Raw genomic sequence first — 26373 nt, 5'->3', positions numbered from 1 at the left:
GCGTTGATGAGCGTGCGGTTGCACTACCACGAAGCCGGTACCGACAACGCGGAAACGCTGGTCCTGCTGCACGGCGGCGGGCCCGGCGCGTCGGCCCTCAGCAACTTCCGCGCGAACATCCCGGTGTTCGCGAAGTCGTTCCGGGTGCTGGCCGTCGACATGCCCGGCTACGGCCAGTCGGACAAGCCCGCCGAGCACGACCAGTACTTCACCTTCGCCGCGGGGGCGTTGAAGGACCTGCTGGACTCGCTGGAGATCGAGCGGGCGCACATCCTGGGCAACTCGCTCGGCGGCGGCACCGCGGTCCGCTTCGCGCTGGACAACGGGAAACGTGCCGGTCGGCTGGTGCTGATGGGCCCGGGCGGGTTGTCGCTGAACGTCTTCTCGCCCGATCCGACCGAGGGCGTGCGCAAGCTCAGCGCGTTCGCCCGCACCCCCACGCGGGAGAAGATCGAGGAGTTCCTGCGGATCATGGTGTTCGACCAGTCGCTGATCACCGACGAGCTGATCGACGAACGGTTCGAGGCCGCGTCGCAGCCGGAGTCGTTGCGCGCCATGGCCGCGCTGGGCAAGTCGTTCTCCGGCCCGGACTTCGAGCAGGGCATGCTCTGGCGTGAGGCCTACATGCTGCGCCAGCGCGTGTTGCTGGTGTGGGGCCGCGAGGACCGGGTGAACCCGCTGGACGGCGCGCTGCTGGCGACGAAGCTGATCCCGCGCGTGCAGCTGCACGTGTTCGGCGGATGTGGGCACTGGGCGCAGCTCGAGAAGTTCGACGAGTTCAACAGGCTCGCCCTCGATTTCCTGACGGAGGCGTCATGAGCATCCGGTCGCTGGCGTATCTCCGGATCGAGGCCACCGACATGAACCGGTGGAGCGAGTTCGGACTCAAGGTCCTCGGCATGGTGGAGGGCAGGGGAACGACTGAGGGCGCGCTGTACCTGCGGATGGACGACTTCCCGGCGCGGCTCGTGATCGTGCCGGGGGACACCGACCGTTTGCAGGCATCTGGTTGGGAGGCCGCCACCGAGGCAGAGCTGGACGAGGTCGCGAAGCGCCTGGCATCGGCCGGTGTCGCGTACGTCGAAGGCTCGGCCGAGGACCTGGCGGAACGGCGGGTCACCGGGCTGATCCGGTTCGAGGACCCGTCCGGCAACACCCTGGAGGTCTTCCACGGCGCGGCTTTGGAGCACCGGCGGGTCGTGTCGCCGTACGGGCACCGGTTCGTGACGGAGGAGCAGGGCCTCGGGCACGTCGTGCTGTCCACTTCGGACGACGAGGCCGCACTGCACTTCTACCGCGACGTCCTGGGGTTCCGGCTGCGCGACTCGATGCGCCTGCCCCCGCAGTTCGTCGGCAGGCCCGCCGACGGACCACCCGCGTGGCTGCGCTTCTTCGGCTGCAACCCGCGCCACCACAGCCTCGCGTTCCTGCCGATGCCGACGCCGAGCGGCATCGTGCACCTGATGGTCGAGGTGGAGAACACCGACGACGTGGGCCTGACCCTGGACCGGGCGACACGGCGCAAGGTGCCGATGTCCGCGACCCTGGGCCGGCACGTCAACGACCTGATGTTGTCGTTCTACATGAAGACACCCGGCGGGTTCGACGTCGAGTTCGGCTGTGAGGGACGGCAGGTCGACGATGAGGACTGGATCGCACGCGAGAGCACGGCGGTGAGCCTGTGGGGACACGACTTCAGCGTGGGCGTCCAGAAGTAACGGCCCGCTACCGTTCCGTCCTCGGTCACTTCTGCACCGGGGTGACCGTGGTGACCGGCATGTCCGAGGACGGACCGGTCGGGTTCGCCTGCCAGGCTTTTGCGGCGCTCTCGCTGGACCCGCCGCTGGTCGTCTTCTGTCCACAGCGGACCTCGCGCAGCTGGGCGGCGATCGCCTCGGCCGGCTCGTTCTGCGTGAACGTCCTCGCGGAGGACCAGCGCGAGGTGTCGACGGTGTTCGGGAAGGCGGGCACGGACAAGTTCTCCACCGTGTCGTGGACGCCTTCCCCGACCGGCGCCCCGGTGCTCGACGGCGCGCTGACGTGGGTCGACTGCCAGGTCTCGACGGTGCACGAGGCCGGCGACCACCACATGGTCGTCGGCTCGGTCGTCGAACTCGGTCCGGTGCGCGAGGCGCAGCCGCTGCTGTTCTACCGCGGCCGCTACGCCTCGCACGCCGAGCTGGACCCCCGCGGCTGGTCCGGAGAGGTCCTGGACAACCTGCTGACCTGGCAGCGCCAGTCAGAGTGGAGCTGATGCGGTGACCTGCCACACCGCGGCCGGAACCCGCACCTCGTCGCCGTGCACGAAGCCGTCGAACGCGCCCCGGAGTTCGCTCATGATCCGGTGCCGTTCGGACTCCGCGGCTTCCTTGAGCGCACGGGAGATCGGGCCGAGGTTGCTCAGGTACGGGTCCAGCAGCTCCTCGGGCAGGGCGCGAAGCTGGTCCACCGGCCGGATGTCGATCTCGCCCCAGCCTGCCTCTTCGAGGATCTTGCGCGTCCTGCCGGGGTCGGCGAAGGCGAACGGACCCGGCGCGTGCGGATCCGGCGCCGGCGCGTCAGGCAGGAACGGGGCGGCGGCCCTGGTCGCGGTGGTCATGAACGGGTTCTCGTCCGCGGAGCGCCACGTGATGAAGCACAGGTCGCCTCCCGGCGCCGTGGCTCGCAGCAGGTTGCGGAAGGCGGCCGTGGGGTCGTCGAAGAACATGACCCCGAACCTGCTCACGACCAGGTCGAAGCTCTCGTCGAACGTGTGCACCTGTGCGTCGGCCAGGAGGTACTCGGCTTTCCCGTGCTCGCGCGCGGCGGCGAGCATCGTCTCGGAGATGTCGACACCCACACAGGCCGCTCCGGTGGCCTCGGTGATCGCCCTCGTGACCCCACCAGTGCCACACCCGACGTCGAGAACCCGCTCGCGCGGCCGTTCGAGCGCGGCCTGCACGAGCAGGTCCTGGAACGGGCGGAGCATCAAGTCCACGATGTCCTGCACGTTCGCCCAGCCCTGCCCCGCGGCGTTCCACCAGGCGGCCTGCTCGCTGTTCACCTCTGCTGTCATGCTCCTACCGTCCTACTTCAAGTCGGCTTGAGGTCAAGTGTCGTGGACGAGATCGGTATCGGCGAGGTGGTGCGACGCTCCGGCGTGCCCGCCTCGACCCTGCGCTACTACGAGGAACGCGGCCTCATCACCTGCGTGCGCCGCCAGGGCCTCGCACGGGTGTTCTCGGTCGCCGTGCTGGACCAGCTGGCCTTGATCGCGGTCTGCCGCACCGCGGGGTTCTCGCTGGACGAGATCCTGCTGATGTTCGCACCGGACGGCCGCCCGTCACCGAACCGCGAGATGCTCGCCGCCAAGGCCGATGAGCTGGACGAGACGATCCGGAAGCTGGCGTTGATGCGGGACGACCTGCGGCACGCGGCGGCCTGCCGTGCGCCGACGCACATGGAGTGCCCGACGTTCCGGCGCGTGCTGGGCCAGGCCTGAGGCACGTCGACTGCCTCCGGTCAGGGCTGCCTGGGGTTAGTGGGGGTGCTCGGAGTAGGGCGCGGCGTGTCGGGCAAGTCTGAGGAACGTCACGAGGTCTTGAGTCATCGGCCAATCCTCGGCGAGGCGCCGAGTCCCAGGCACGTCCACAGGTCAGATCTTGGCCCGCAGCCGTTCGAGGTGCACGGCCGGGCTCCCGAACAGCTGCCCGCTGCCATGAGCCCGCTTGAGGTAAAGGTGCGCGTCGTGCTCCCAGGTGATCGCGATACCACCGTGCAGTTGGACCATCTCCGCCGCGACCTTGAAGAACGCCTCCGAGCAGTAGACCTTGGCCACCGCCGCAGACACCTCGCAGGTGGCGGCCAGAGCGGCCGACCGCGCCGTCTCCACCAAAACATGCATGTCGGCCATGCGGTGCTTCAGAGCCTGGAACGACCCGATGGGCTTGCCGAACTGGACCCGGGTCTTGGTGTACTCGACGGTGAGCTCGAGGGCTCGAGCCGCGGCACCGACCTGTTCGGCGGCCAGCAGGGACAGCGCGACGTCACGGATCGCGGGTGACCAGCGACCGAGGCGGGTCGCACCCGCGCCGGCCAGGTGGATCACCGCGAGGCGACGGGTCGGGTCCATCGTCGGTGTGTGTTCGCGGGTGACGCCGGCGAGGTCGATCTCGTACAGGTCGGTGCCGTCGGTGGCGAGGAGGATCTCGGCGAGGTCGCCGTCCAGGACGTAGCGTGCTGGGCCGTCGAGGCTGGTCCGGGCGTTGTCCCACGGCCAGACGAGGGTGGCGACGGTTCCGTCCGCGATTCTGGGCAGCAGCCGGTCGCACGCCTCCTCGTTCCCCGTCGCCAGCAGTGCCTGAGCCGCGAGGGTCGAGGCCAGCAGTGGTGACGGGGTGAGGGTGCGGCCGAGTTCCTCCAGTGCGATGCGGGTTTCGGCCAGGCCGGCGCCGGAGCCGCCGTGCCGCTCGGGGATCGGGAGGACGCCGATGTCGCACAGCCGCGACCACACGTCCTTGTCGTAGCCGTGCGGGGTCTCGATGGCCGCGCGGACGTCCGAGTGCTTGTCGAGCAGGCTTCGGACGGCGTCGCGCAACGCGAGTTGTTCCGGGGTCACAACGCCTCCAGCACGCGTGCTCGGTGCATCGACGGACTGCCCCACGCCGTGCGCAGGGCTCGGGTCTGCAGCAGGAACCGGCCGAGGTCGTGCTCGGCGGTGTAACCGATGGCGCCGTGCACCTGCAACGCGATGCGGGCGGCCTGCCACGCGGCGTCGGAGGTGGCGACCTTGGCGGCGGAGACGTCCCGAGGCGTCATGGTCACTGCCGCGCCGAACACCAGTGGGCGGGCCAGTTCGAGGCCGATCAGGACGTTCGCGAGGTGGTGCTTGACCGCCTGGAACTGGCCGATGGGCTTGCCGAACTGGGTGCGCGCCAGCACGTGGGCGGTGCTCATGTCGAGCATGGCACGGCCCAGGCCGAGGAGTTGGGCCGCGCAGGTCAGGACGCCCAGGTCGAACGCGCGGGCGGCGGGCACGTCGGTGGCGATCACCGGGCCGGCGGAGAGTGCGAAGAGGCGGCGGCCGGGGTCGACGGACTGGAGTTCGGCCGTGGGGGAGGCCTCGCGGAGGGTGTCGCCCTCGACCAGGAAGTACCGGTCGGCCTCGACCGCGTGGGGAACGTGCGGCGGGAAGGCGACCGAGCCAGGGCCGGCGCCGAGTGCCGGGAGCACCGCGAGCGACTCGATCAACGGTCCGGCGACCGCGTGGTGTCCCAGCTCCTCGAACACCACCGCGAGGTCGACCGGGTCGGTCACCTCGTCCAGCCCGAGCGACGCCAGGTCCGTCTTCCCCGCGGCCAGGAAGCCGTGCAGCACTCCGGCCAGGTCCGTCTGTTCGGACGACAGCGTGAACATCATCGCGGCAGCCCCAGGAGTCGTTCGGCGATCACGTTGCGCTGGATCTCGTTGGTGCCGGCGTAGATCGGGCCCGACAGCGAGAACAGCCACCCGTCCCGCCATCCCGGCGCGACCTCGCCGAGCAGGTCGAGCGCCGTTTCGTGGAGGGCGACGTCCAGCTCGGACCAGAACACCTTCGTGACGCTGGCCGCGGGCCCGGACAGCGGTTGGGCCAGCGCGCCGAACGTGTGGAGGCGGTAGGCCTGCGCGCCGATCCACGCGTCCACGACGCGGTCGCGCAGTGCCGGGTCCGGGTTCTTGCGGTACAGCTCCACCAGCCTGGATGCGGCGGCGGTGAAACGGCCCGGGCTGCGCAGGGTCAGGCCGCGTTCGTTGCCCGCCGTGCTCATCGCCACGCGCCAGCCGTCGCCGACCTCGCCCACGACGTCGTTGTCCGGCACGAACACGTCGTCCAGGAAGATCTCGGCGAAGCCCGGTTCGCCGTCCAGCTGGTCGATCGGGCGCACTGTCACACCGGAGGTTCGCAGGTCGAAGAGCAGGTAGGTCAGGCCGCGGTGACGTTCGCCGGGGCCGGTGCGGAACAGGCCGAACGCCCGGTCGGCGAACGCCGCCCGCGAGCTCCAGGTCTTCTGGCCGCGCAGCAGCCAGCCGCCATCGCAACGGACGGCCGTGCTGCGCAACGAAGCCAGGTCCGACCCGGCCTCGGGTTCGGACCAGGCCTGCGCCCACACCTCGTCACCGCGCGCCATCGACGGCAGGATCCTGGCGCGTTGCTCGTCGGTGCCGTGCGCGAACAACGTCGGCGCCAGCAGGAAGATGCCGTTCTGCGAGACCCGGCCCGGCGCACCCGAGGCGTGGTACTCCTCCTCGAACACCAGCCACTGCAGCAGCGAGGCCTCCCGGCCGCCGTACGAGGACGGCCACGAGACCACCGACAGCCGTTCGGAGGCCAGCAGCCGTTCCCACGAACGGTGCTCCTCGAAGCCCTGCGCGGTGTCCATCGAGGACAGTGGCCTGACGTGTGCCGCCAGCCACGACCGCACCTCGGCCTGGAATTCCAGTGTCGAAGCGTCCAGGTCGAGGTCCATCAGCCGGAGGCCTTCTTCATCGCGCGGGCGTCCATGCCGGCCAGCGCGTCGGAACTCACCTCGGCGTTGTGCGCGTGCGCGAAGTGGTGCAGGCCGAACACCGAGTCCATGCCGGCACGCAGTCCCATCAGGTCCTCGGACTGGTTGACCGCCTTCTTGGCCAGCGCGAGCCCGAACCGCGGCATCACCGAGATGCGCCCCGCCAGTTCGAAAGTCGAGGACTCCAAAGAAGAACGAGGCACGACCCGCGACACCATGCCCCACTCGTAGGCGCGCTGTGCCGAGAAGCGGTCACCGGTGAACAGCACCTCCTTCGCGGCGCGCGGACCGAGCATCCACGGGTGCGCGAAGTACTCGACACCCGGAATCCCCATGCGCACCACGGGATCGGCGAAGAACGCGTCCTCGGCGGCCACGATCAGGTCGCACACCCAGGCGAGCATCAGGCCGCCGGCGACGCAGGCGCCCTGCACCATCGCGATCGTCGGCTTCGGGATCTCCCGCCACCGCCGGCACATGCCGAGGTAGACCTCCATCTCGCGGGCGAAGCGGAGGTCACCGCCCTCGCGGCCGACGTGGTCCCACCACATCACGGCCCTGCGCTCGAAGGACGTGCCGACGTCACGACCGGGCGAGCCGATGTCGTGGCCCGCGGAGAAGTGGTCGCCGGCGCCCGCGAGGACGATCACCTTGACCTCGTCGTCGTCCACCGCACGGGTGAAGGCCTCGTCCAACGCGTAGGTCATCGCCGAGTTCTGCGCGTTGCGGTACTCGGGGCGGTTCATGGTCACGACGGCGACCGAGTCCCGCCGCTCATACGAGACTGTCACGCGTTCTCCTTGCGCAGTTGGGTTTTGAGGACCTTGCCCATGGCGTTGCGGGGGAGTGCGGGGTGGAACTCGACGGCGCGCGGCACCTTGTAGTTCGCCAGCCGCTCCCGGCAGAACGCGATCACGTCGTCCGCGGAGAGCGAGGAACCAGGAGCCGTGACGACGTGCGCCACACCGACCTCGCCCAGCCGTGCGTCGGCCATCCCGACCACGGCCGACTCCGCGACTCCCGGCAACCGCGCGAGCGCCTGCTCGACCTCGGCGGGGTAGACGTTGAACCCGCCGCAGATGTACATGTCCTTGAGCCGGTCGGTGATCGAGAGATAGCCCCGCTCGTCCAGGACGCCGACGTCACCCGTGTGCAACCAGCCGTCGGCGTCGATGGCAGCCGCCGTGGCATCGGGGTCGTCGAGGTAGCCGAGCATCACGTTCGGGCCGCGCAGCAGCACCTCGTCCCGCTCGCCCAGCCGGAGCTCGAACCCCGCCATCGGCGCACCGCACGTGTGCGCGACCGTCTCGGGGGAGTCGCCGGGGCGGCACATGGTGGCGACGACGGCCTCGGTCAGCCCGTAGGCCGTGAGCACGGTCAGCGACAGCTCCGTCCTCAGCCGCTCGATCAGCACGACGGGGACGACCGCGGCTCCGGTGACCACCAGCCGCAGACTGGACAGGTCGAACGAGCCTCGGTCGGGGTGGTCGAGCAGTGCCTGGAAGATCGTCGGCGGCCCCGGCAGCACGGTGATCCGCTCCCGTTCGATCAGCCGCATCGTCTCCACGACGTCGAACACCGGCTGCGGCACGATCGTCGCCCCGGTCATCAGACAGGCCAGGATCCCGGCCTTGTAACCGAAGGTGTGGAAGAAGGGGTTGACGATCAGGTAGCGGTCGGCGGACGTCAGCTCACCGCAGGCGGCCCAGGCCTCCGCCACCCCGAGCGACTGCCGGTGCGCGCTCATCGCCCCCTTGCTGCGCCCGGTCGTGCCGGACGTGAACATGACGTCGCAGAGCTGGTCTTCAGCCAGCTCAGGGAGATCGACGTCCGAGGCGAGCCACTCGACCGGTAATCGCACCACCGCGGGGAGTTCCGGCGACAGCGCCCGCAGTTCCGCCTCGCGGTCACGCCCGAGGAACTCGCCCTCCACGACCAGAACGCGCGCGGCACTGCGCCGCACCACGTCCCACGTCTCCGTGGCGGTGAACCGGGTGTTGATCGGTACCAGAGCCGCACCGGCGCACAACGCTCCGAGCGCAGCGACCACCCATTGAGCGGAGTTGGGCGCGCACAGAGCCACCCGATCACCGGGCTGCACACCCATTCCCACGAGTGCGCGCGCCGCGTCCAGCACCGCTGAACGCAACTCGAGCCAGGTGAGGCGAACCTCCCCGTCCACCAACGCCTCCGCGTCGATGTACGAAGCAGCAGCGCGGTCGAGCACGGCTGAAACCGTTTGCCTGCTTGGAACGTCCGCCATCACGCCCTCCAAAGCAAGTGCTTGGTAGGTTAGAGTATGGCCCATGGAGTCCTTCCGGCGCGAGGTGCGGGAATGGTTGTCCGCCAACCTCGTCGGTGAGTTCGCTGAGCTGCGCGGCCTGGGTGGGCCGGGCCGCGAGCACGAGGCGTTCGAGGGACGGCTGCGGTGGCACCGGCACCTCGCCAGGAGCGGGTGGACGTGCCTCGGCTGGCCCGGCGAGCGCAGTGTGGAAGAACAGGTGATCTTCCACGAGGAGTACGCGGAGGCCGACGCCCCGGCGAAGGTCGACATCGTCGGCGAGGGCCTGCTCGGGCCGACTCTCGTCGCGTTCGGCACACCGGAGCAGAAGGAACGCTTCCTGCCGAAGATCCGCACGCTCGAAGAGCTGTGGTGCCAGGGCTACTCGGAACCGGGCGCGGGCTCGGACCTCGCCTCGGTCACGACCAGGGCCACCCTCGAGGGCGGCCAGTGGGTGATCACCGGCCAGAAGATCTGGACGTCGAACGCGCACTACTCCGACTGGATCTTCGTCCTGTGCCGCACCGAACCCGGTTCGCAACGGCATCAAGGCCTCTCGTACCTCCTCGTGCCGATGGACCAGCCGGGCATCGAGGTGCGGCCGATCCGCCAGCTCACCGGCACGTCCGAGTTCAACGAGGTCTTCTTCGACGGCGCCCTCACCGCACGCGAGAACGTCGTGGGCCAGCCGGGCGAGGGCTGGAAGATCGCCATGGCCACCCTCGGCTTCGAGCGCGGCACCGCCATGCTCGGCCACCAGGTGAGCTTCCGCCGGCAGGTCGACGCGATCATGGCGAAGGCACCCCAGGACGAACGCCTCACCAGGGCGTGGCTCGAACTGCACGTCATGCGCTCGCACACGATGAGAACGCTGAACGACGACCCAGGCCCGGAGGCGTCCGTGCTCAAGCTGTTCTGGGCGGGCTGGCACCGCAGGCTCGGTGAGCTCGCCATGGACTCGCTCGGCCCCGAGTCGATGATCGACGACAACGAGTGGCAGCGGATGTTCCTGTTCAGCCGCGCGGAGACGATCTACGGCGGCTCGGACGAGATCCAGCGCGAGATCATCGCCCACCGCATCCTGGGGCTGCCGCGATGAACGGCCACGACCTGCTCAAGGACAAGATCGTCGTCGTGACGGCCGCGGCGGGCACCGGCATCGGCTCGGCCACCGCGAAACGGTGCCTCGAAGAGGGCGCCACGGTGGTCATCAGCGACTGGCACGAGCGCCGCCTCGAGGAGACCCACGAGGCGCTGGGCACCGACCACGCCGTCCCGTGCGACGTCACGAACGAGCAGCAGGTCCAACGGCTGGTCGACGAGACGGTCGAGCGCTACGGCCGCATCGACGTGATGGTCAACAACGCCGGCCTCGGCGGCGAGAAGTCCGTGCTGGACATGGCGGACGACGAGTGGTCCCGCGTCCTGGACGTCACGCTGAACGGCACCTTCCGCTGCACCAGGGCCGCGTTGCGCCAAATGGTCGTCCAACGAAGCGGTGTCGTCGTTAACAACTCCAGTGTGATCGGCTGGCGGGCCCAGAGGGGTCAAGCCCATTACGCCGCAGCGAAAGCGGGAGTCATGGCGCTGACCAGGTGCGCCGCGATGGACGTGGCCGAGCACGGCATCCGGGTGAACGCCGTCGCCCCGAGCTTGGCGGCGCACCCGTTCCTGGCCAAGGTCACCAGTGAGGAGTTGCTGACCGAACTGGCGTCCCGTGAGGCTTTCGGGCGCGCCGCCGAGCCCTGGGAGGTCGCGAATGTGATCGTGTTCCTCGCGAGCGACTACTCGTCGTACCTGACGGGCGAGGTCGTCTCGGTGAGCAGTCAGCATCCGTGAGGAAGGTAAGACCGATGAGTGGCCGAAGGCAGGAACTGCTCGCGTTGGCGGCACAGCTGTTCGCCGAACGCGGGTACGGGCAGACGACCGTGCGCGACATCGCGGACGCGGCGGGCATCCTGTCCGGCAGCCTCTACCACCACTTCGACTCGAAGGAGTCGATGGTGGACGAGATCCTGCGGACGTTCCTGGACGAGCTGTTCACGCGCTACCGGGAGGTCGTCGAGGCAGGCCTCGGCCCGAAGCAGACGTTGAAAGCCCTGGTGGTGGCGTCGTTCGAGGCGATCGACACCCGGCACGCCGCCGTCGCGATCTACCAGAACGAGGCCAAGCACCTCACGCCGCTCGAACGGTTCTCCTACATCGAGGACCGCAGCGTGGAGTTCCGCAAGCTGTGGACGGTGTTGCTGGAGGAGGGCATGAGCACGGGAGTGTTCCGCGCCGACCTCGACGTCGACGTGGCTTACCGGTTCATCCGCGACACGGTGTGGGTGGCCGTGCGGTGGTACCGGCCGGACGGCGGTCTGGCAGCGGTCGAGGTGGCCGACCAGTACCTCGCGATCCTGCTCGACGGCATCGCCACGGGCCGGCGGAAGAACTCAAAGACGTAGCAAAGCCGTAGAAGGAGGGCCCTCGTGGCCGAGGCGTACATCATCGAGGCTGTGCGGACCCCGGCGGGCAGGCGTGGTGGCGAGCTGAGCCACGTGCACCCCGCCGATCTCGGCGCGCACGTGATCACGGCACTGCTCAACCGCGTCGACGTCGACCCCACGGACGTGGACGACGTCATCTTCGGCTGCGTGGACACGGTCGGCCCGCAGGCCGGCGACATCGCGCGGACGTCCTGGCTGGCGGCCGGTTTCCCGGAGCAGGTGCCGGGCGTGACGGTCGACCGGCAGTGCGGGTCGAGCCAGCAGGCGCTGCACTTCGCGGCACAGGCGGTGATGAGCGGTACGGCCGACGTCGTGGTCGCGGGCGGTGTGCAGAACATGTCGCAGGTGCCGATCGGGTCGGCCATGACGGTCAGCCCGTTCGAGGGTTGCGAGGGCTGGCAGCACCGCTACGGCGACGAGGAGGTCAACCAGTTCCGGGCGGCCGACCTGATCGCCGTGCGGTGGGACCTGTCGCGGCGCGAGATGGAGGAGTTCGCGCTGCGGAGCCATCTGCGGGCGATCACCGCGATCAAGGAGGGCCGGTTCGACCGCGAGATCGCGCCGGTCAACGGTGTCGCGGCCGACGAGTGCCCGCGTCCCGACACCAGTGCGGAGAAGATGGCGAAGCTGCAGCCGTTGCGGCCGGGCGGGCGCACGACGGCGGCGCTGTCGTCGCAGATCTCCGACGGTGCCTCGGCGGTGCTGGTGGTGTCGGAGAAGGCGGTGCGTGAGCACAAGCTGACGCCTCGGGCCCGTGTGCACCACATGTCGGCGCGCGGATCCGACCCGATCTACATGCTGACCGCGCCGATCCGGGCCACCCGGTACGCGCTGGAACGCGCCGGGATGTCCCTTGCGGACATCGACCTGTTCGAGATCAACGAGGCGTTCGCGTCGGTCGCCATGGCGTGGGCCAAGGAGCTCAAGATCGACATGGGACGCGTGAACGTCAACGGGGGAGCGCTCGCACTCGGGCACCCGATCGGCGCGACCGGCACCAAGCTGTTCACGACGCTGCTGCACGAGCTGGAGCGGACGGGCGGCCGGTTCGGGCTGCAGACGATGTGCGAGGGCGGCGGTCAGGCGAACGTGACGATCATCGAACGGCTCTGAGCCGGTCGATCGCCGCCTCGGCGTCCTTCACGATGCCCTCGATCAGGTCCGCGCACGTCGGCAGGTCGCCCAGCAACCCGGCGACCTGACCGGACGCGAGCACGCCCGCGTCCGTCCTGCCCTCGACCAGGCCGGCGCGCAGCAGCATCGGCGTGTTCGCGGCCATGACGACCTGCGACCACGTGAGGTCCCTGCCGTGTTTCATGGCCAGGCCCTCGCGGATCATCGCGCGCCAGCTCAGACCGGTGTGCTGCCGGAACCTGGCCGCGTTGCTCACGGCCCTCACCAGGCTGCTGACCCGGCCGGACTTCTCGAGGTGCTCGACGAGGTCCGACCGCAGGACCCGGTGCGGCAGGCCGTCGACGCGCGTGGTCACGACCGTGCCGTTCAGGTCCCGTTGCAGGTACGCGTGCTTCACCGCGTCCGGGACCGTGCTCTCCTGGGTGAGCAGGAACCTGGTGCCCATCGCGATGCCGGCCGCGCCGTACGCGAGCGCGGCGGCCAGTCCCCGGCCGTCGAAGAAGCCACCGGCCGCGACCACCGGGATGTCGACGGCGTCCAGCACGCTCGGGAGCAGCAACGTCGTGGCGACACCACCGGTGTGACCGCCGCCCTCGCCGCCCTGCACGATCACGGCGTGGGCGCCCCACTTCGCGACCTTCTCGGCGTGCCGGGCCGCACCGATCGACGGGATCACGACGACCCCGGCGTCGTTCAGCTTCGCGATCATGTCCGGTTTCGGGGCCAGCGCGAAGGAAGCGACCTTCACGCGTTCGCGGATCAGCAGGTCGATCCGCTCCGGGGCGTCGTGCGCGTCCGCTCGCAGGTTCACGCCGAACGGCTCGGACGTGCGGGAGCGGGTCTCCTTGATCGCGGCTTCGAGCTCGGCGTACGTCATGGTGGCCGAGGCCAGGATGCCGAGCCCGCCCGCTTCGGCCGTCGCGGAGACCAGGCGTGGCCCCGCGACCCAGCCCATCCCGGTCTGCACCACCGGGTGCCGGACACCGACCAGGTCGGTCAGCGCGGTCCTCATGACGGAACTTCCCTGTCCCGCTTGCTGCTCGGGTCGAGCCTGGTCCTGATCAGCTCCAGCTCCTCGTCGGTCGGCAGCCGGGTCTCGGTGACGTCCTGGGCGACGAGCGGGAACGACGTCTGCTTCTGGACCTCGTCCACGGACACTCCGGGATGCACGGAGACGACGCGCATCGAGTGGTCGGGGGTGTCGAAGTCGAGCACGGCGAGGTGCGTGACGACGCGGTGGACGTCGTGGAACGGGCCCGCCGCGCGGTCGTAGCCGACGCCGGACACCACGTCCACGGCCTCGACCAGCACCCGCGTGCTGTGCCGGGGCACCCAGTAGCTGGTGCGGTGGTTGACGGTGTTGCCGGGCGCGCCGCGGAATCCGAGCAACTGCCGGGTGGGCCGCGCGTGGTCGCCGATCGCGGAGATGTTCTGGTTGCCGAACCTGTCGACCTGGTTCGCACCCATCACCACGTGCCGGCGGCCGTGCGCGACGACGTCGAACACCTTCCGGTACGGCAGCCACCCCTCCACACTGGACTCGGGTGTCAGCAGGAACGCCTCCCCGTCGCTGAGCAGGAGGTCGGGCTCGGTGGTCAGGCGGGCCAGCTTCGCGCCGAGGGACGGGATGAGGCCCATCGGACTGGCGAGCGTCTCGCCGGCTCCGAGGAACAGGTCGGCGCACGCGGCGACGCAGACCTCGGCTCGCGTGATGTCGCTCATCGCAGGAACCTCTCGTAGAAGTCCGGCCACTTCTCCAGGTCGGAGGCCGCTTCCGCGTACTCGCGCTGGAGGGCCTCGTCGCGGCCGTAGTCGGGCACGCAGCTGGTGAACCCCGCGCCACCTGGTGCTTCCACCACGCCGTCGACCATCATCCGGTTGAGCAGCAACGTCTGTGGCGGCCCGTCGAACGTCTCCACGACCTGTTCGCACGAGACATAACGCCGGTCCGCGGCGAGGCAGAACAGGTCGTCGAAGTACGGGTCCGGGCCGAGGTACTGGGCGTTGCCGTGCTTGTCGGCGCGGTTGAGGTGGACCAGTGTCACGTCGAGCTTCAACGCCGGCATGGCGACCAGCTCTTCGCCGTCGTCGTAGGGCGACCTGATGGTCTTGAGCTCCGGCGCGTACTTCAGCACGTCCGAGCCGAGACCCGCTCTGATCGGCAGGAACGGCAACCGGTGCCCGGCGGCGCGCAGCCCGGTCTGGAACATGCCCTCGTCCAGCTCCAGCACCTCGATCGCACCGGTCTCGCGCGCCCGCTTGAACCACGGGTCGTACGGGATCGAGTCGAGCGAGACGAAGCCGTAGACCAGCTTGCGGACCTTGCCCGCCGCGCACAACAACCCGGCGTCCGGTCCGCCGTACGTGACGATCGTCAGGTCTGTGACCGGACTCTTCAGCAACGCCTTGACCAGTGCCATCGGCTTGCGCCGCGACCCCCAGCCGCCGATGCCGACGGTCATCCCGTCCTTGATCTCGCCGACGACCTGGTCAGCTGTCATTCGCTTGTCGCGCATGGTCTCCGTCCAGGAAGGCCTGCCGGGCGTGGTCCGACACACCCGTGAGGTTCAGCTCGAAGGTGAAGCCCTGCTCGAAGCGGTAGCTCTGGTGCACGCGCTGCGGGTCGATGCCGTTGATGGCCTCCTTGGCCGCCCGGATCACCGAGGTGTCCTTCTTCGCGATCTCCTTGGCGATCTCGCGCGCCGCGTCGTCGAGCTCTGCGCGCGGCACGACCTCCACGACGCTGCCGTGGTGGTGCAACGTCTGCGCGCTGACGTTGCGGGCCGTGTAGTACAGCGTCCGCATCAGGTGCTGCGGCACGAGCCGGGCCAGGTGTGTGGCAGCGCCGAGCGCGCCGCGGTCGACCTCGGGCAGCCCGAACGTGGCATCGTCGGACGCCACGATGATGTCCGCGTTGCCGACCAGTCCCACGCCACCACCGAGGCAGAACCCGTTCACCGCGGCGATCACCGGCACCTCGCAGTCGTACACGGCCGCGAAAGCCTTGGCGCACCCCCGGTTCGCCGCGACCAGGGCGTTGTAGCCCTCGGCCCGCTGGATCTCCTTGAGGTCGACGCCCGCGCAGAAGCCGCGGTTCTCGGCCCTCAGGATCACCACCCGTGCCTCCGGGTCCTCACCCGCGGACGTGATCGCCCTGGCCAGCTCGAACCAGCCCTGCGACGGGATGGCGTTCACCGGGGGGTAGTCGACGGTGACCTCGATGATGCCGTTTTCGGTGTGGCTGCTGGAGATTCCCATGGAGCCGCCTTCCGAACCAAGCGATTGCTTGGTAATTTAGCAGTGCCGAAGCGACCGGGGTAGGTGCATGTGGAACTGGACCTCGACGGAGCAGTGGTCCTCGTGACGGGCGGCGTGCGGGGTGTGGGTCTCGGCATCACCCGCGCGTTCCTCGCGGCCGGGGCCGTCGTCGTCACGTGCGCCCGGCGTCCATCGGAGGTGGACGGAGCGTCGTTCGTGCCGTGTGACGTGCGGGATGCCGATCAGGTGGGCGCGTTGGTGTCCGGGATCGTCGCTGAGCACGGCCGCCTCGACGTCGTGGTCAACAACGCCGGTGGTGCGCCGTTCGCGTTGGCGGACAAGGCCTCGCCGCGGTTCCACTCGAAGATCGTCGAGCTGAACCTGCTGGCGCCGTTGCTGGTGGCCCAGGCGGCCAACGAGGTCATGCAGGAGCAGGACTCCGGTGGGTCGATCGTGAACGTGAGCAGCGTCAGCGGACGTCGTCCGTCACCCGGCACCGCCGCCTACGGCGCCGCGAAGGCCGGGCTCGACAACCTGACCTCGTCGCTGGCCGTCGAGTGGGCACCGAAGGTGCGGGTCAACGCGCTGGTTGTCGGCATGGTGCGCACGGAGCAGTCGCACCTGCATTACGGCTCCGAGGCCGGGATCGAGGCCGTGGCGAAGACCGTGCCGTTGGGACGTCTCGCGACGCCGGACGAGGTCGGCGCGTGCGCGGTGTTCCTGGCTTCACCGCTGGCGTCCTACGTCAGCGGCGCGACCTTGGTCGTGCACGGCGGGGGAGAGACACCCGCGTTCCTGACCGCTGCCGATGGGGGCTCTTCATGAACCGGGTTGTGATCGTGACGGGGGCCGGGCGTGGCATCGGCCGGGCCCACGCGCTGGCGTTCGGCGCAGCAGGGGCACGGGTCGTGGTGAACGACCTGTCCGCGGCGGTCGCGGGCGAGGTGGCGGAGCTGATCGGGCGCCGTGCCGTCGTCAACACCGACGACGTCGGCACCTGGGCGGGCGCGAAACGGCTGGTCGACACCGCCGTGTCGGAGTTCGGCGGACTGGACGTGCTCGTCAACAACGCCGGCATCGTGCGCGACCGCATGATCGTGAGCTGCGGCGAGGACGAGTGGGACGAGGTCGTCCGCGTCCACCTGAAGGGCCACTTCGCGACGCTGCACCACGCCGCCGCGCACTGGCGTGCCGTGCACAAGGCCGGTGGCGCGGTGTCCGGCCGGGTGATCAACACGTCGTCCGGCGCGGGGATCTTCGGCAGCGTCGGGCAGGCGAACTACTCGGCGGCCAAGGCGGGCATCGCCTCGATGACGCTGGTCGCGGCCGCCGAACTGGCCCGCTACGGGATCACGGTCAACGCGATCGCCCCGGCCGCCCGCACGCGGATGACCGAGGCGACGTTCGCGGAGACGATGGCGGCGCCGGAGGACGGGTTCGACGCGATGGCCCCGGAGAACATCTCACCGCTGGTCGTGTGGCTGGGCAGCGAGGAGGCCGGGGACGTGACGGGGCGGATGTTCGAGGTCGACGGTGGACGCGTCTGCGTCGTGCACGGGTGGCAGCGCGGGCCGGAGGTCGACAAGGGCGAGCGGTGGTCGCCCGAGGAGCTGGGCGGCGTTGTGCGCAAGCTGGTCGCCGACGACCACCCGACGCCGGTCTACGGAGCCGAGTAGGTTCGATCATGTGACCCGTCTGGACGCCCACAGGACCGTCTCGGCCGCGTTGTCGCTGCTCAGCGACCGCGAACTCGGTGACCTGGTGAACCGCGCCGAGCCGAGAGGGGCGGGAATCGGCGGGCCGACGGCGTTGGCGGACGTCGGCGGGATCCCGGTCTTCGTGAAGCGGCTGCCGCTGACCGACCTGGAACTGCGGCACACCGGATCGACGGCGAACCTCTACGACCTGCCCGTGCACGCCCATTACGGCGTCGGGCTGGTCGGGTCGGCGGGCTTCGGCGCCTGGCGTGAGCTGGCCGTGCACACCATGACGACGGACTGGGTGCTGGCGGGTGAGCACGAGGGCTTTCCGCTGACGTACCACTGGCGGGTCCTGCCGCACCCGGACCAGACGTTGTCCGCGGAACTGGACCAGGCGGTCGACTACTGGGGACCGGAGGTGGGTCCCCGCATCGAGGCGCTGAAGAAGTCGACCGCGAGCATCGCGCTGTTCCTGGAGTACGTCCCGCAGAACCTGCACGACTGGCTGAACGGCCAGGACGACCTCGAAAGCGCCTGCGAGATGGTCGAACGCGAGATGGCCGCCACGGTGGAGTTCATGAACTCCCGCGGCCTGCTGCACTTCGACGGCCACTTCCAGAACGTCCTGACCGACGGCGAACGCCTGTACTTCGCCGACTACGGCCTCGCGATCTCCTCCCGGTTCGACCTGTCCGAGGAGGAGATCGCGTTTTTCGCCGAGAACCAGGATTACGACCGCAACTACACGGTCACGCACCTGGTGATGTGGTTCGCGTACCAGCTGCGCTCGCAGGGAGTTCCGCCACGGGTCGCGGCGGTCCTCCACCGCCACAACGACGTCGCGGTGGTGATGAAGGACTTCTACCGCCGCTTCCAGCACGAGAGCAGGCGGACGCCGTACCCCGCCGCGGACCTCAGATCCGTTCGATGATCGTGCCGGTGGCCATGGCCCCGCCGGCGCACATCGTGATCAGCGCCGTCGTTGCGTCCCTGCGCTCCAACTCGTGCAGCGCGGTCGTGATCAGCCGGGTCCCGCTGCTGCCGACGGGGTGACCGATCGCGATCGCGCCACCGTTGACGTTGACCCGGTCCAGGTTCGGCCGGTGCACCGCCGCCCACGACAGCACGACGGACGCGAACGCCTCGTTGACCTCGAACAGGTCGATGTCCGCCATCTTCATGCCGCTGCGCTTCAGCAACCGCGCGGTGGCGTCGACCGGCCCGTCCAGGTGGTAGTACGGGTCCGACCCGACCAGGCACTGCGTGACGATCCGGGCGCGCGGCTTGAGTCCGTGCGCCCGCGCGAACTCCTCGTCCACCACCATCACGGCCGACGCGCCGTCCGAGATCTGCGACGACGTTCCGGCGGTGTGCACGCCGTCCGGCACGACGGCCTTCAAGGCCGCCAACGCCTCCAGTGACGTCTCGCGCAGGCCCTGGTCGGTGTCCACGAGGTCCTCTCCGACCTTCACCGGCACGACCTCGGCGGTGAACCGGCCCGCCGCCCACGCGGCCCGTGCCCGGTTCTGCGACTGGACGCCGAACCGGTCGACCTCCTCGCGCCCGATTCCCCGCCGTTCCGCGACCCGTTCGGCGGCGACGAACTGGTTCGGCAGGTCGATGCTCCACGAGTCGGGGCGCGGCATGCCGGTGTCACCGATGTTGCTGCGCAACGGCACGCGGCTCATCGCCTCGACGCCGCAGGCGATGCCCGCGTCGATGGCGCCCGCCGCGATCAGGCCGGCGATGAGGTGCGTGGACTGCTGGGCCGAGCCGCACTGGGCGTCGACGGTGGTGCAGCCGGTGGTCTGCGGCAGGCCCGCGTGCAGCCACGCCGTCCTGGTGATGTTGTTCGACTGCTCGCCCGCCTGGGTGACGGTGCCGCCGATGACCTGTTCGACGGTGGACGGATCGAGACCGGTCCGGTCGAGCAGTCCCCGCTGTGCCGCACCGAGGAGCTCGGCGGCGTGCAGGCCGGACAACCAGCCGTTGCGCCTGCCGATGGGCGTGCGCACCGCTCCCACGATCACCGGACTGCCCACGCGAGCCTCCTGGAAACTAGAACACGTTCCTGCGTGGTTCCAGATTGGCCGTGTGGGGGCTTCAACACAAGCCGCAAGCGTGTTTGAATCGGATAGAACGCGTTCCACCTAGGAGGTTCCTGTGGGCAGGCCGCGCATCCCTGATGGCTTCGACTTCACCGACCCCGACATGTACGCGAACCGGCTGCCGTTCGAGGAGTTCGCGGAGCTGCGCCAGGCCGCGCCGATCTGGTGGAACTCCATACCTCAGGGGTCGGCGGGGTTCCCCGACGACGGCTTCTGGGTGGTGACGAAGCACCGCGACGTCAAGGAGGTCTCGCGCAACAGCGAGCTGTTCTCCAGTCGCGAGAACACGGCGATCATCCGGTTCAAGGAGGACATGCCGCGCGACAACATCGAGATGCAGCGGTTGCTGTTGCTGAACATGGACCCGCCGACGCACACGAAGGTCCGCGGCATCATCTCCCGCGGCTTCACCCCGCGCGCGGTCAACAGCCTGCGCGAGGCGCTGACCGCACGCGCCGAGCGGATCGTCGCGGAGGCACTGGACAAGGGCAGCGGCGACTTCGTGTCCGACGTCGCCTGCGAGCTGCCGTTGCAGGCCATCGCGGAACTGATCGGCATCCCGCAGGACGACCGCCGCAAGATCTTCGACTGGTCGAACCAGATGATCGCCTACGACGACCCCGAGTTCGAGATCGAACCGCTCACCGCCGCCACCGAGCTGCTCGGCTACTCGTGGACGATGGCCGAGGACCGGCGGAAGTGCCCGCGCGAGGACATCGTCACCAAGCTGGTCCAGGCGGACGTGGACGGCGCGGGGCTCGCGTCGGAGGAGTTCGGCTTCTTCGTGCTGCTGCTCGCCGTGGCGGGCAACGAGACCACGCGCAACGCCATCACGCACGGCATGAAGGCGTTCTTCGACCACCCCGAGCAGTGGGAGCTGTACAAGGACCAGCGGCCCGCCACGACCGGCGACGAGATCGTCCGGTGGGCCACGCCGGTGGTGTCGTTCCAGCGCACCGCGATGGCCGACACCGAACTGAGCGGCGTGGAGATCAAGCAGGGACAGCGCGTCGGGATGTTCTACTCGTCGGCCAACTTCGACGAGGAGGTCTTCGACCGCCCGCAGGAGTTCGACATCACCCGCGACCCCAACCCGCACCTCGGGTTCGGCGGCAGCGGCGCGCACTTCTGCGTCGGCGCGAACCTGGCCAGGCTGGAGATCGACCTGATCTTCAACGCGATCGCGGACGCCATGCCGAACATCAAGCAGGTCGCGGAACCGCGCCGGCTGCGTTCGGGCTGGCTCAACGGCATCAAGGAGTTCCGCGTCCAGTACGCGTGACAGACGACTGAGGCCCCTCCACCTGCGGATGGAGGGGCCTCATGCTGGGTGGCGTCAGGCTTCGACGCGCAGGGTCGCGAGTGCTCGTTCGGTCTCCCAGAACGCCCGCATCGACTTGATCAGACCGTCCTCGCCCACGTTGTAGACGAACACGCCCTCGGTGTCGACGCGCGCCCCGCCGGGCAGGAACGCGCTGATCGTGCCCACGTTCGCGCACTCCGAGCCCGCCGCGAACGAGTCGTGCATCGCGAACTCGAAGCGTTCGACGTTGGCGATGGCGAGGTCCCAGAAGGCGGCGATCGCCTCCTTGCCGTGGTGGCCCTTGCCCTCGGCGTCGAACATCGACGGTCCCACCGGGTCCTCGACGACGGCGTCCTCGGCGAACAGGGCCAGCCACTCGTCCTTCTTGCCGCTCGAGACGGCCTCCATGGAACGCCAGGAGGCCACGCGGGCAGGGGTTTCGGTCTTGGACGCAGTCCAAGTCAGAGCGGTCACGCGAACTCTCCGATCACCTCGTCGGCGAAGCGCCGAAGTCCGTCCTTCTTGGCCTGCAGGCTGCCGTCGAAGCCGACGCCGTAGAACAGCCACGGCACGACGATCGTGTCGGTCACGCCGATCTCGTCGAGCTGCTTGTACCCGTCGAGCCCGAAGCGGTCGATGCACACCGCCTGGACCTCGAACGGCCGCTCGAAGCAGCCGAGATCGGTGAGCTGGGCGATCACCGATTTCAGCTCCTCGAACTTGATCATCGCCGACGTCCAGCCGTCACCGACGCGGGCGGCGCGCTTCAACGCGGCGGGGGAGTGGCCACCGACGTAGAACGGCACCGGCGAAGTGGGTGCCGGCGACATCTGCAGCCGGTCGAAGTCGAAGTAGTCACCGTGGTACTCGACCATCCCGCCGCCGAGCACGAGCTTCAGCACGTCGATCATCTCGTCCACGCGCGGGCCGCGGTTCTTGTACGGCACACCGCACCACTCGAACTCCTCCGGCGACCAGCCGAGGCCGACGCCGAAGCCGAAGCGGTTGCCGGTCATGTGCGCGACCGAGCCGACCTGACGGGCGAGCAGCAACGGGTTGCGGGAGCCCAGTTTCAGCACCTGCGTGTAGAAGTTGATCCGGGACGTCACGGCGCCCATCGCGGCCGCGGCGACGAACGGGTCCACCCACGGGGTGTCGGCGTTCCACATGCGGGAACCGTCCGGGGTGTACGGGTAGTCCGCGGAGACCTTCTCCGAGAAGAACAGCGAGTCCGGCAACGCGATCGAGGCGTAGCCGCACTCCTCGGCGCACCGGGCCAACTCGGTCAGCTGGTCGAGCGGGCTCATGGCGATGCCCACGGTGAACTTCACGGCTTCTCCGATCCGACGACCCACATGGCGAAGAACTGCGAACCACCGCCGTACGCGTGGCCCAGCGCGACCCGCGCGCCGTCGACCTGGTGGTCTCCCGCGGTGCCCATGACCTGCATGGCGGCCTCGGCGAAGCGCAGCAGACCGGAGGCGCCGATCGGGTTGGACGACAGCACGCCGCCGCTCGGGTTCACCGGCAGGCGGCCGCCGATCTCGGTCTCGCCGGCCTCGGTGAGCTTCCAGCCCTGCCCGATGTCGGTGAAGCCGAGGTTCTCGAGCCACATCGGCTCGAACCACGAGAACGGCACGTAGATCTCGGCGGCGTCCACTTCGGACAGCGGGTCGGTGATGCCCGCCTGCTTCCACAACGCCCTGGCGGCGTCCTGGCCCGCCTGCGGGTTGACCTGGTCACGGCCGGCGAACGTCGTGGGCTCGGTGCGCATCGCGGTCGCGCGGATCCAGGCGGCCTGGCCCGAGGTGGGTTCCGAGGAGATGACGACAGCACAGGCGCCGTCCGAGGACGGACACGTTTCGTCGTAACGGATCGGGTCCCACAGCATGGTCGAGGCCTGCACCGACTCGACGGTGATGTCCGGTTGTTTGAGGTGCGCATAGGGATTGCGAGCACCGTTGCGCCGGTCCTTGGCCGCGACCATCGCGCCGATGTGCTCGGGAGCGCTCGCGCGGCGGATGTAGGAACGCACGTGCGGCGCGAAGTAGCCGCCCGCGCCCGCGTGCACCGGCATGGTGAACGGCGTCGGCACGGACAGCGCCCACATCGCGTTCGACTCGGACTGCTTCTCGAACGCCACGGCCAGGACGCGGTCGTGCACGCCGGACTGGACGAGGGACGCGGCCACGTTGCCTGTACTGCCGCCGACCGAACCGGCGGTGTGCACGCGCAGCAACGGTTTGCCGACCGCGCCCAGCGCGTCCGCGAGGAACAGTTCGGGCATCATCACGCCCTCGAACAGGTCCGGTGCCTTGCCGAGGACCACGGCGTCGATGTCGGGCCAGTCCACGCCCGCGTCGGCCATCGCGCGGTCGATCGCCTCGCGGCACAGGCCCGCCATCGACACGTCGAGGCGCTTCGCGGCGTGGTGCGTCTGGCCGACGCCGACCACTGCTGCCGGTCGCATCACTCACGCCCTTCCATCACGCAGACGAGGTTCTGTTGGAGGAGCGGTCCGCTGGTGGCATGTCCGAGGACCTTGGTCGCCGAGCCGTCGTGGATCCTGCGCGCGGCCTCGCCGATGCGCGCCAGCCCGGCCGCGAACATCGGGTTGCCCGCCAGCACACCGCCGGAGGGGTTCACGGTCACGTCGTCGCCGAGCCCGAGTGCCTGGCGCAGCAGGATCTCCTGATGGGTGAACGGCGCGTGCAGTTCCGCGACCTGGACGCCGTCGGCGCCCGCCGCCTTACCTGCGGCGACCGCGGAGGGGGAGGTCGTGAGGTCACGCGTGCCGAACGACGGCGAGTCGGTGCGGTGTTCGAAGCCGGTGATCCACGCCGGACGTTCGCACAGCTCCCGCGCCCTGTCGCCCGCTGCGAGCACGATCGTGGCCGCGCCATCGGTGATCGGCGCGCAGTCGTGACGGCGCAACGGGTCCGCGACGTAGGGCAGGCCGAGCAGTTCGTCGGCGTCGACCTCGCCGGACAGCTGCGCCAGTGGGTTCGAGAGGGCGGCGGAACGGCTCTGCGCGGCCACGGAGGCCATCGCGCGTTCGTCCCAGAGACCGTTCTCGATGCCCATGCGCGCCTGGATGCCCGCCAGGCCGAGGGAGTCCGGCCACAGCGGTGTCACGAGGTACGGGTCGAGCTGCATGGCCATGACCCGGCGCAGTTGCCCGGCCGACGACTTGCCGAACCCGTAGACCAGGGCGGTGTCGATCTCGCCGCAGAGCAGCTTCACCCACGCCTCGTAGAGCGCCCACGCGGCGTCCATCTCGACGTGCGACTCGGCGATCGGCGGGAAGGCGCCGATCGCGTCGACCGCCGAGACGAACGAGAACGCGCGCCCGGCCAGGTAGTCCGAGGAACCCGAGCACCAGAACCCGATGTCGGTCTTGGTGATCCCGAGCCCGCCGAGCACCTCGTGGAAGATCGGCACCAGCATCTCGACACCGTTGGTGGTGCCGTCGGTCTCGCGCACGCAGGGCGTCTGCGCGAAGCCGACTACCGCAATGTCACGCACGCGAGCCTCACAGGTGCTGGGAGTAGGAGTCGAACGGCGCGTCCGGCTCGCCGGACGGCTTGAAGTGGTCGATGTTCTGCATCGTCGGGCCCCACTCCTCGCGCGGCTTCCAGACCGCCTCGACCCGCATGCCCATCCGCACGTCCTCCGGTGCGACGCCGAGCAGCAGGTGCAGGAACGGGATGTCCGCGCCGTCGAGCAGCACGTACGCCGAGACGTACGGCGGCGGGATGCGCTGACCCAGGAACGGGACGTTGACCACGCAGTACGTCGTGATGGTGCCGCGGTCGGACAGCTCGATCTGGTCTGTCGTCGGCACGCCGTCCACGGGGCAGGCGGGGCGCGGCGGGAAGTAGACCTTCTCGCACACCGGGCAGCGCTGGGCGATCAGCGTGCCCTCCATGAGGCCGCGCAGGAACGGGTCCTCCGTCGGTGACGCCGAATGTGTGTAGTGCAGGTTCACCGGCGTGGTGACCATGGTGACGTCGTCGGCCTCCGCTGGCGGGTCGGCCGGTTCGTCGGAGATCTCGAAGCACTCGATGTCGGTGATCGCGCCGACGCGTTCTGGACGCCACCTCGCACGCACCCGTGTTCCGGTCGCCATCCGGTCCGGTGAGCCCGCGTCCACGGCGTGCAGCAGCGAGGTGTCCGCGCCGTCGAGCTGGATGAGCGCCCACGCGAACGGCCGGTCGAGCGGCTGTCCTTCGAGGGGCTCGGGAATCCACGACCACCCGCGCACGACACCGGTCGCCGTCACGTCCACGAACTCGTGCAGACGTTCGGCGGTCACGGGGTCGTACTCGAGCGGCGGCACGTGCACGCGCCCGTCACTGCCGCGGATCCCGGTCACCTTGCGGCGGCGGAGATCCGAGAGGAACCGGCCCAGCGTCGGACCGAGGGAGCGCGTGTAGTCGAAGCCAACGTCGAGCGGAGCACTCAGCGGCCGAGTCACAGATCAAAGTGAAACAGGTTCTCGAAATGGTGGCAAGATGGGTGCATGAAGCTCGGTCTGCAGCTCGGGTACTGGGGCGCCGGTCCGCCCCAGAACGCCGCCGAACTCGTGGCGGCGGCGGAGGAATTCGGCTTCGACGCGGTGTTCGCCGCAGAGGCGTGGGGATCGGACGCGTTCACCCCGTTGGCGTGGTGGGGATCCGAGACTTCGAGGGTGCGGCTGGGTACGTCTGTCGTGCAGATGTCGGCACGCACGCCGGCCGCCTGCGCGATGCACGCGCTGACGCTGGACCACCTCTCCGGTGGGCGGTTCGTGCTCGGGCTGGGCGTGTCCGGGCCGCAGGTCGTGGAGGGCTGGTACGGGCGGCCGTTCGCGAAACCCCTGGCCAGGACCAGGGAGTACGTGTCGATCCTGCGTCAGGTGATGGCCCGCGAGGCGCCGGTCCGCAACGACGGCCCGCACTACCCGTTGCCCTACCAGGGGCCCGGTGCTCTGGGGCTCGGCAAACCGCTCAAGCCCATCACCCACCCGCTGCGCGCTGACCTGCCCATTTGGCTCGGTGCGGAGGGTCCCAAGAACGTCGCGCTGACATCGGAGATCGCGGACGGGTGGCTCGCGATCTACTACGCGCCAAGGCTTGCCGGCATGTACGACGAGTGGCTCGACGAAGGCTTCGCGAAATCGCGCCAAAAGGATTCTCCTCGCAGCAGGGAGAACTTCGAGGTCGCCGCCACCTGCCAGGTCGTCGTGACGGACGATCCGGCGGCCGTGCGGGCGATGCTAAAGCCGTTCGTCGCTTTGTACATCGGCGGAATGGGCGCGCCAGGGATGAACTTCCACGCCGAGGTGTTCACCCGCATGGGATACGGCGAGGTCGTCCAGGACGTCGGCGAGCTCTTCCAGGCCGGGCGCAAGGACGAGGCGGCGCAGGTGGTTCCGGACGAGCTCGTGGCCGAGATCAGCATCGTCGGCAACGCCGAGCACGTGCGCGACGAGGTCCGTCGCTGGGAGAAGGCGGGTGTCACGACGCTGCTCGTCGGATGCCGCGACGTTGCTTCGATCAAGGCCTTGTCGGAGGCTTGTCAGTAGGTGAAAC

The 26373-nt window shown here is 69.4% G+C and carries 29 protein-coding genes; 13 read left to right on the top strand and 16 right to left on the bottom strand.

Annotated features, from left to right (window positions below; all coding sequences use genetic code 11):
• Window positions 1–6 precede the first annotated feature (6 nt).
• The 3 genes from hsaD to hsaB are packed head-to-tail and all read left to right on the top strand — an operon-like array spanning window position 7 to window position 2254.
• Window positions 7–819, top strand: a complete 813-nt coding sequence (gene hsaD / locus DFR72_RS27085; protein ID WP_090063317.1) for a 4,5:9,10-diseco-3-hydroxy-5,9,17-trioxoandrosta-1(10),2-diene-4-oate hydrolase — start codon at window positions 7–9, stop codon at window positions 817–819.
• Window positions 816–1718: an iron-dependent extradiol dioxygenase HsaC gene (gene hsaC, locus DFR72_RS27080; protein WP_090063316.1), complete on the top strand. Its 903-nt coding sequence runs from the start codon at window positions 816–818 to the stop codon at window positions 1716–1718. The genes hsaD and hsaC overlap by 4 nt, the downstream gene beginning before the upstream one ends.
• A complete protein-coding gene (hsaB, locus tag DFR72_RS27075) occupies window positions 1682–2254 on the top strand; it encodes a 3-hydroxy-9,10-secoandrosta-1,3,5(10)-triene-9,17-dione monooxygenase reductase subunit (protein WP_256237605.1) in 573 nt (190 codons plus the stop codon). The genes hsaC and hsaB overlap by 37 nt, the downstream gene beginning before the upstream one ends.
• On the opposite strand, the gene DFR72_RS27070 is transcribed toward hsaB, so the two are convergent.
• Window positions 2240–3055, bottom strand: a complete 816-nt coding sequence (locus tag DFR72_RS27070) for a class I SAM-dependent methyltransferase (protein ID WP_090063315.1) — start codon at window positions 3053–3055, stop codon at window positions 2240–2242. The two genes, hsaB and DFR72_RS27070, sit on opposite strands and share 15 nt — an antisense overlap.
• Before the next feature lie 42 nt (window positions 3056–3097).
• On the opposite strand from DFR72_RS27070, the gene DFR72_RS27065 reads away from it, so the two are divergent.
• Window positions 3098–3481 carry a helix-turn-helix domain-containing protein gene (locus DFR72_RS27065; protein WP_090063313.1) on the top strand — a complete coding sequence of 128 codons (384 nt, stop codon included), beginning with the start codon at window positions 3098–3100 and terminating at the stop codon, window positions 3479–3481.
• Window positions 3482–3634: 153 nt separating this feature from the next.
• Here DFR72_RS27065 and DFR72_RS27060 read toward each other — a convergent pair whose 3' ends face one another.
• From DFR72_RS27060 to DFR72_RS27040, 5 genes are read right to left on the bottom strand one after another with little or no spacing between them, the layout of a single operon-like run.
• Entirely contained in the window at window positions 3635–4597 is a 963-nt protein-coding gene (locus DFR72_RS27060) for an acyl-CoA dehydrogenase family protein (protein ID WP_090063312.1), read from the bottom strand.
• Window positions 4594–5397, bottom strand: coding sequence for an acyl-CoA dehydrogenase family protein (locus DFR72_RS27055; protein WP_090063310.1), 804 nt, complete (start codon window positions 5395–5397; stop codon window positions 4594–4596). The genes DFR72_RS27060 and DFR72_RS27055 overlap by 4 nt, the downstream gene beginning before the upstream one ends.
• On the bottom strand, window positions 5394–6485 hold the full coding sequence (locus tag DFR72_RS27050) for an acyl-CoA dehydrogenase family protein (RefSeq protein ID WP_090063309.1): 1092 nt from the start codon (window positions 6483–6485) through the stop codon (window positions 5394–5396). The genes DFR72_RS27055 and DFR72_RS27050 overlap by 4 nt, the downstream gene beginning before the upstream one ends.
• The gene (locus DFR72_RS27045; protein WP_090063307.1) at window positions 6485–7315 is read right to left on the bottom strand and encodes an enoyl-CoA hydratase; all 831 of its coding nucleotides are present in this window, start codon (window positions 7313–7315) and stop codon (window positions 6485–6487) included. Before DFR72_RS27045 ends, DFR72_RS27050 begins: the two co-directional genes overlap by 1 nt.
• Entirely contained in the window at window positions 7312–8787 is a 1476-nt protein-coding gene (locus tag DFR72_RS27040; protein WP_090063305.1) for a FadD3 family acyl-CoA ligase, read from the bottom strand. Before DFR72_RS27040 ends, DFR72_RS27045 begins: the two co-directional genes overlap by 4 nt.
• Before the next feature lie 43 nt (window positions 8788–8830).
• Between DFR72_RS27040 and DFR72_RS27035 the strand changes: the two genes are divergently transcribed.
• The 4 genes from DFR72_RS27035 to DFR72_RS27020 are packed head-to-tail and all read left to right on the top strand — an operon-like array spanning window position 8831 to window position 12410.
• On the top strand, window positions 8831–9904 hold the full coding sequence (locus DFR72_RS27035; RefSeq protein WP_090063304.1) for an acyl-CoA dehydrogenase family protein: 1074 nt from the start codon (window positions 8831–8833) through the stop codon (window positions 9902–9904).
• The gene (locus DFR72_RS27030; RefSeq protein WP_090063302.1) at window positions 9901–10644 is read left to right on the top strand and encodes an SDR family oxidoreductase; all 744 of its coding nucleotides are present in this window, start codon (window positions 9901–9903) and stop codon (window positions 10642–10644) included. The genes DFR72_RS27035 and DFR72_RS27030 overlap by 4 nt, the downstream gene beginning before the upstream one ends.
• Window positions 10645–10658: 14 nt before the next feature.
• Window positions 10659–11255, top strand: coding sequence for a TetR/AcrR family transcriptional regulator (locus DFR72_RS27025; RefSeq protein WP_090063301.1), 597 nt, complete (start codon window positions 10659–10661; stop codon window positions 11253–11255).
• A 24-nt stretch (window positions 11256–11279) separates the two neighbouring features.
• Window positions 11280–12410, top strand: coding sequence for an acetyl-CoA C-acetyltransferase (locus DFR72_RS27020; protein ID WP_090063299.1), 1131 nt, complete (start codon window positions 11280–11282; stop codon window positions 12408–12410).
• Here the strand turns inward: DFR72_RS27020 and DFR72_RS27015 are convergent.
• The 4 genes from DFR72_RS27015 to DFR72_RS27000 are packed head-to-tail and all read right to left on the bottom strand — an operon-like array spanning window position 12394 to window position 15689.
• The gene (locus DFR72_RS27015) at window positions 12394–13443 is read right to left on the bottom strand and encodes an NAD(P)H-dependent flavin oxidoreductase (protein WP_090063297.1); all 1050 of its coding nucleotides are present in this window, start codon (window positions 13441–13443) and stop codon (window positions 12394–12396) included. The two genes, DFR72_RS27020 and DFR72_RS27015, sit on opposite strands and share 17 nt — an antisense overlap.
• Window positions 13440–14153: a CoA-transferase subunit beta gene (locus tag DFR72_RS27010; protein WP_090063296.1), complete on the bottom strand. Its 714-nt coding sequence runs from the start codon at window positions 14151–14153 to the stop codon at window positions 13440–13442. The genes DFR72_RS27015 and DFR72_RS27010 overlap by 4 nt, the downstream gene beginning before the upstream one ends.
• Window positions 14150–14947 carry a CoA transferase subunit A gene (locus DFR72_RS27005; protein WP_090063294.1) on the bottom strand — a complete coding sequence of 266 codons (798 nt, stop codon included), beginning with the start codon at window positions 14945–14947 and terminating at the stop codon, window positions 14150–14152. The genes DFR72_RS27010 and DFR72_RS27005 overlap by 4 nt, the downstream gene beginning before the upstream one ends.
• Window positions 14922–15689, bottom strand: coding sequence for an enoyl-CoA hydratase family protein (locus DFR72_RS27000; RefSeq protein ID WP_090063618.1), 768 nt, complete (start codon window positions 15687–15689; stop codon window positions 14922–14924). Before DFR72_RS27000 ends, DFR72_RS27005 begins: the two co-directional genes overlap by 26 nt.
• 63 nt (window positions 15690–15752) lie before the next feature.
• Here DFR72_RS27000 and DFR72_RS26995 point away from each other — a divergent pair, with 63 nt between their 5' ends.
• Genes DFR72_RS26995 through DFR72_RS26985 form a run of 3 tightly spaced genes read left to right on the top strand, consistent with a single transcriptional unit; the run spans window position 15753 to window position 18320 of the window.
• Window positions 15753–16514, top strand: a complete 762-nt coding sequence (locus tag DFR72_RS26995; RefSeq protein ID WP_090063292.1) for an SDR family oxidoreductase — start codon at window positions 15753–15755, stop codon at window positions 16512–16514.
• Window positions 16511–17365 (top strand): SDR family oxidoreductase, encoded by an 855-nt coding sequence (locus DFR72_RS26990; protein ID WP_090063290.1) that lies wholly within the window; start codon window positions 16511–16513, stop codon window positions 17363–17365. Before DFR72_RS26995 ends, DFR72_RS26990 begins: the two co-directional genes overlap by 4 nt.
• Before the next feature lie 10 nt (window positions 17366–17375).
• Window positions 17376–18320 carry a BUD32 family EKC/KEOPS complex subunit gene (locus DFR72_RS26985; RefSeq protein ID WP_090063288.1) on the top strand — a complete coding sequence of 315 codons (945 nt, stop codon included), beginning with the start codon at window positions 17376–17378 and terminating at the stop codon, window positions 18318–18320.
• Here the strand turns inward: DFR72_RS26985 and DFR72_RS26980 are convergent.
• A complete protein-coding gene (locus tag DFR72_RS26980; RefSeq protein WP_090063287.1) occupies window positions 18304–19431 on the bottom strand; it encodes a steroid 3-ketoacyl-CoA thiolase in 1128 nt (375 codons plus the stop codon). The two genes, DFR72_RS26985 and DFR72_RS26980, sit on opposite strands and share 17 nt — an antisense overlap.
• Window positions 19432–19552: 121 nt before the next feature.
• Here DFR72_RS26980 and DFR72_RS26975 point away from each other — a divergent pair, with 121 nt between their 5' ends.
• Complete coding sequence (locus DFR72_RS26975) at window positions 19553–20779, top strand: cytochrome P450 (protein WP_090063285.1); 1227 nt, start codon at window positions 19553–19555, stop codon at window positions 20777–20779.
• 54 nt (window positions 20780–20833) lie between these two features.
• On the opposite strand, the gene DFR72_RS26970 is transcribed toward DFR72_RS26975, so the two are convergent.
• The 5 genes from DFR72_RS26970 to DFR72_RS26950 are packed head-to-tail and all read right to left on the bottom strand — an operon-like array spanning window position 20834 to window position 25277.
• Window positions 20834–21274 carry a nuclear transport factor 2 family protein gene (locus tag DFR72_RS26970; protein ID WP_245983538.1) on the bottom strand — a complete coding sequence of 147 codons (441 nt, stop codon included), beginning with the start codon at window positions 21272–21274 and terminating at the stop codon, window positions 20834–20836.
• Window positions 21271–22131 carry a TIGR03619 family F420-dependent LLM class oxidoreductase gene (locus DFR72_RS26965; RefSeq protein WP_090063284.1) on the bottom strand — a complete coding sequence of 287 codons (861 nt, stop codon included), beginning with the start codon at window positions 22129–22131 and terminating at the stop codon, window positions 21271–21273. The genes DFR72_RS26970 and DFR72_RS26965 overlap by 4 nt, the downstream gene beginning before the upstream one ends.
• A complete protein-coding gene (locus DFR72_RS26960; RefSeq protein WP_090063282.1) occupies window positions 22128–23270 on the bottom strand; it encodes a thiolase domain-containing protein in 1143 nt (380 codons plus the stop codon). The genes DFR72_RS26965 and DFR72_RS26960 overlap by 4 nt, the downstream gene beginning before the upstream one ends.
• Window positions 23270–24325, bottom strand: a complete 1056-nt coding sequence (locus tag DFR72_RS26955) for a thiolase domain-containing protein (RefSeq protein ID WP_090063280.1) — start codon at window positions 24323–24325, stop codon at window positions 23270–23272. Before DFR72_RS26955 ends, DFR72_RS26960 begins: the two co-directional genes overlap by 1 nt.
• Before the next feature lie 7 nt (window positions 24326–24332).
• Entirely contained in the window at window positions 24333–25277 is a 945-nt protein-coding gene (locus tag DFR72_RS26950; RefSeq protein WP_090063279.1) for a Zn-ribbon domain-containing OB-fold protein, read from the bottom strand.
• Between the two features lie 45 nt (window positions 25278–25322).
• Here DFR72_RS26950 and DFR72_RS26945 point away from each other — a divergent pair, with 45 nt between their 5' ends.
• Window positions 25323–26366, top strand: coding sequence for an LLM class F420-dependent oxidoreductase (locus tag DFR72_RS26945; RefSeq protein WP_090063278.1), 1044 nt, complete (start codon window positions 25323–25325; stop codon window positions 26364–26366).
• Window positions 26367–26373: the final 7 nt, after the last annotated feature.

Origin of the sequence: Lentzea flaviverrucosa (assembly GCF_003350445.1) — a bacterium.
In the GTDB taxonomy this organism is placed as follows: Bacteria; Actinomycetota; Actinomycetes; order Mycobacteriales; family Pseudonocardiaceae; genus Lentzea; species Lentzea californiensis.
This window is presented reverse-complemented; position numbering and strand designations above follow the sequence as displayed.

Coding starts and splice junctions, on each gene's coding strand:
- DFR72_RS27055 (WP_090063310.1), bottom strand. CDS start 5,397: ATGATGTTCACGCTGTCGTCCGAACAGACGGACCTGGCCGGAGTGCTG.
- hsaD (WP_090063317.1), top strand. CDS start 7: ATGAGCGTGCGGTTGCACTACCACGAAGCCGGTACCGACAACGCGGAA.
- DFR72_RS27015 (WP_090063297.1), bottom strand. CDS start 13,443: ATGAGGACCGCGCTGACCGACCTGGTCGGTGTCCGGCACCCGGTGGTG.
- DFR72_RS27010 (WP_090063296.1), bottom strand. CDS start 14,153: ATGAGCGACATCACGCGAGCCGAGGTCTGCGTCGCCGCGTGCGCCGAC.
- DFR72_RS27030 (WP_090063302.1), top strand. CDS start 9,901: ATGAACGGCCACGACCTGCTCAAGGACAAGATCGTCGTCGTGACGGCC.
- DFR72_RS27005 (WP_090063294.1), bottom strand. CDS start 14,947: ATGCGCGACAAGCGAATGACAGCTGACCAGGTCGTCGGCGAGATCAAG.
- DFR72_RS27035 (WP_090063304.1), top strand. CDS start 8,831: ATGGAGTCCTTCCGGCGCGAGGTGCGGGAATGGTTGTCCGCCAACCTC.
- DFR72_RS27040 (WP_090063305.1), bottom strand. CDS start 8,787: ATGGCGGACGTTCCAAGCAGGCAAACGGTTTCAGCCGTGCTCGACCGC.
- DFR72_RS27000 (WP_090063618.1), bottom strand. CDS start 15,689: ATGGGAATCTCCAGCAGCCACACCGAAAACGGCATCATCGAGGTCACC.
- DFR72_RS26960 (WP_090063282.1), bottom strand. CDS start 23,270: ATGCGACCGGCAGCAGTGGTCGGCGTCGGCCAGACGCACCACGCCGCG.
- DFR72_RS26945 (WP_090063278.1), top strand. CDS start 25,323: ATGAAGCTCGGTCTGCAGCTCGGGTACTGGGGCGCCGGTCCGCCCCAG.
- DFR72_RS27050 (WP_090063309.1), bottom strand. CDS start 6,485: ATGGACCTCGACCTGGACGCTTCGACACTGGAATTCCAGGCCGAGGTG.
- hsaC (WP_090063316.1), top strand. CDS start 816: ATGAGCATCCGGTCGCTGGCGTATCTCCGGATCGAGGCCACCGACATG.
- DFR72_RS27025 (WP_090063301.1), top strand. CDS start 10,659: ATGAGTGGCCGAAGGCAGGAACTGCTCGCGTTGGCGGCACAGCTGTTC.
- DFR72_RS27070 (WP_090063315.1), bottom strand. CDS start 3,055: ATGACAGCAGAGGTGAACAGCGAGCAGGCCGCCTGGTGGAACGCCGCG.
- DFR72_RS26990 (WP_090063290.1), top strand. CDS start 16,511: ATGAACCGGGTTGTGATCGTGACGGGGGCCGGGCGTGGCATCGGCCGG.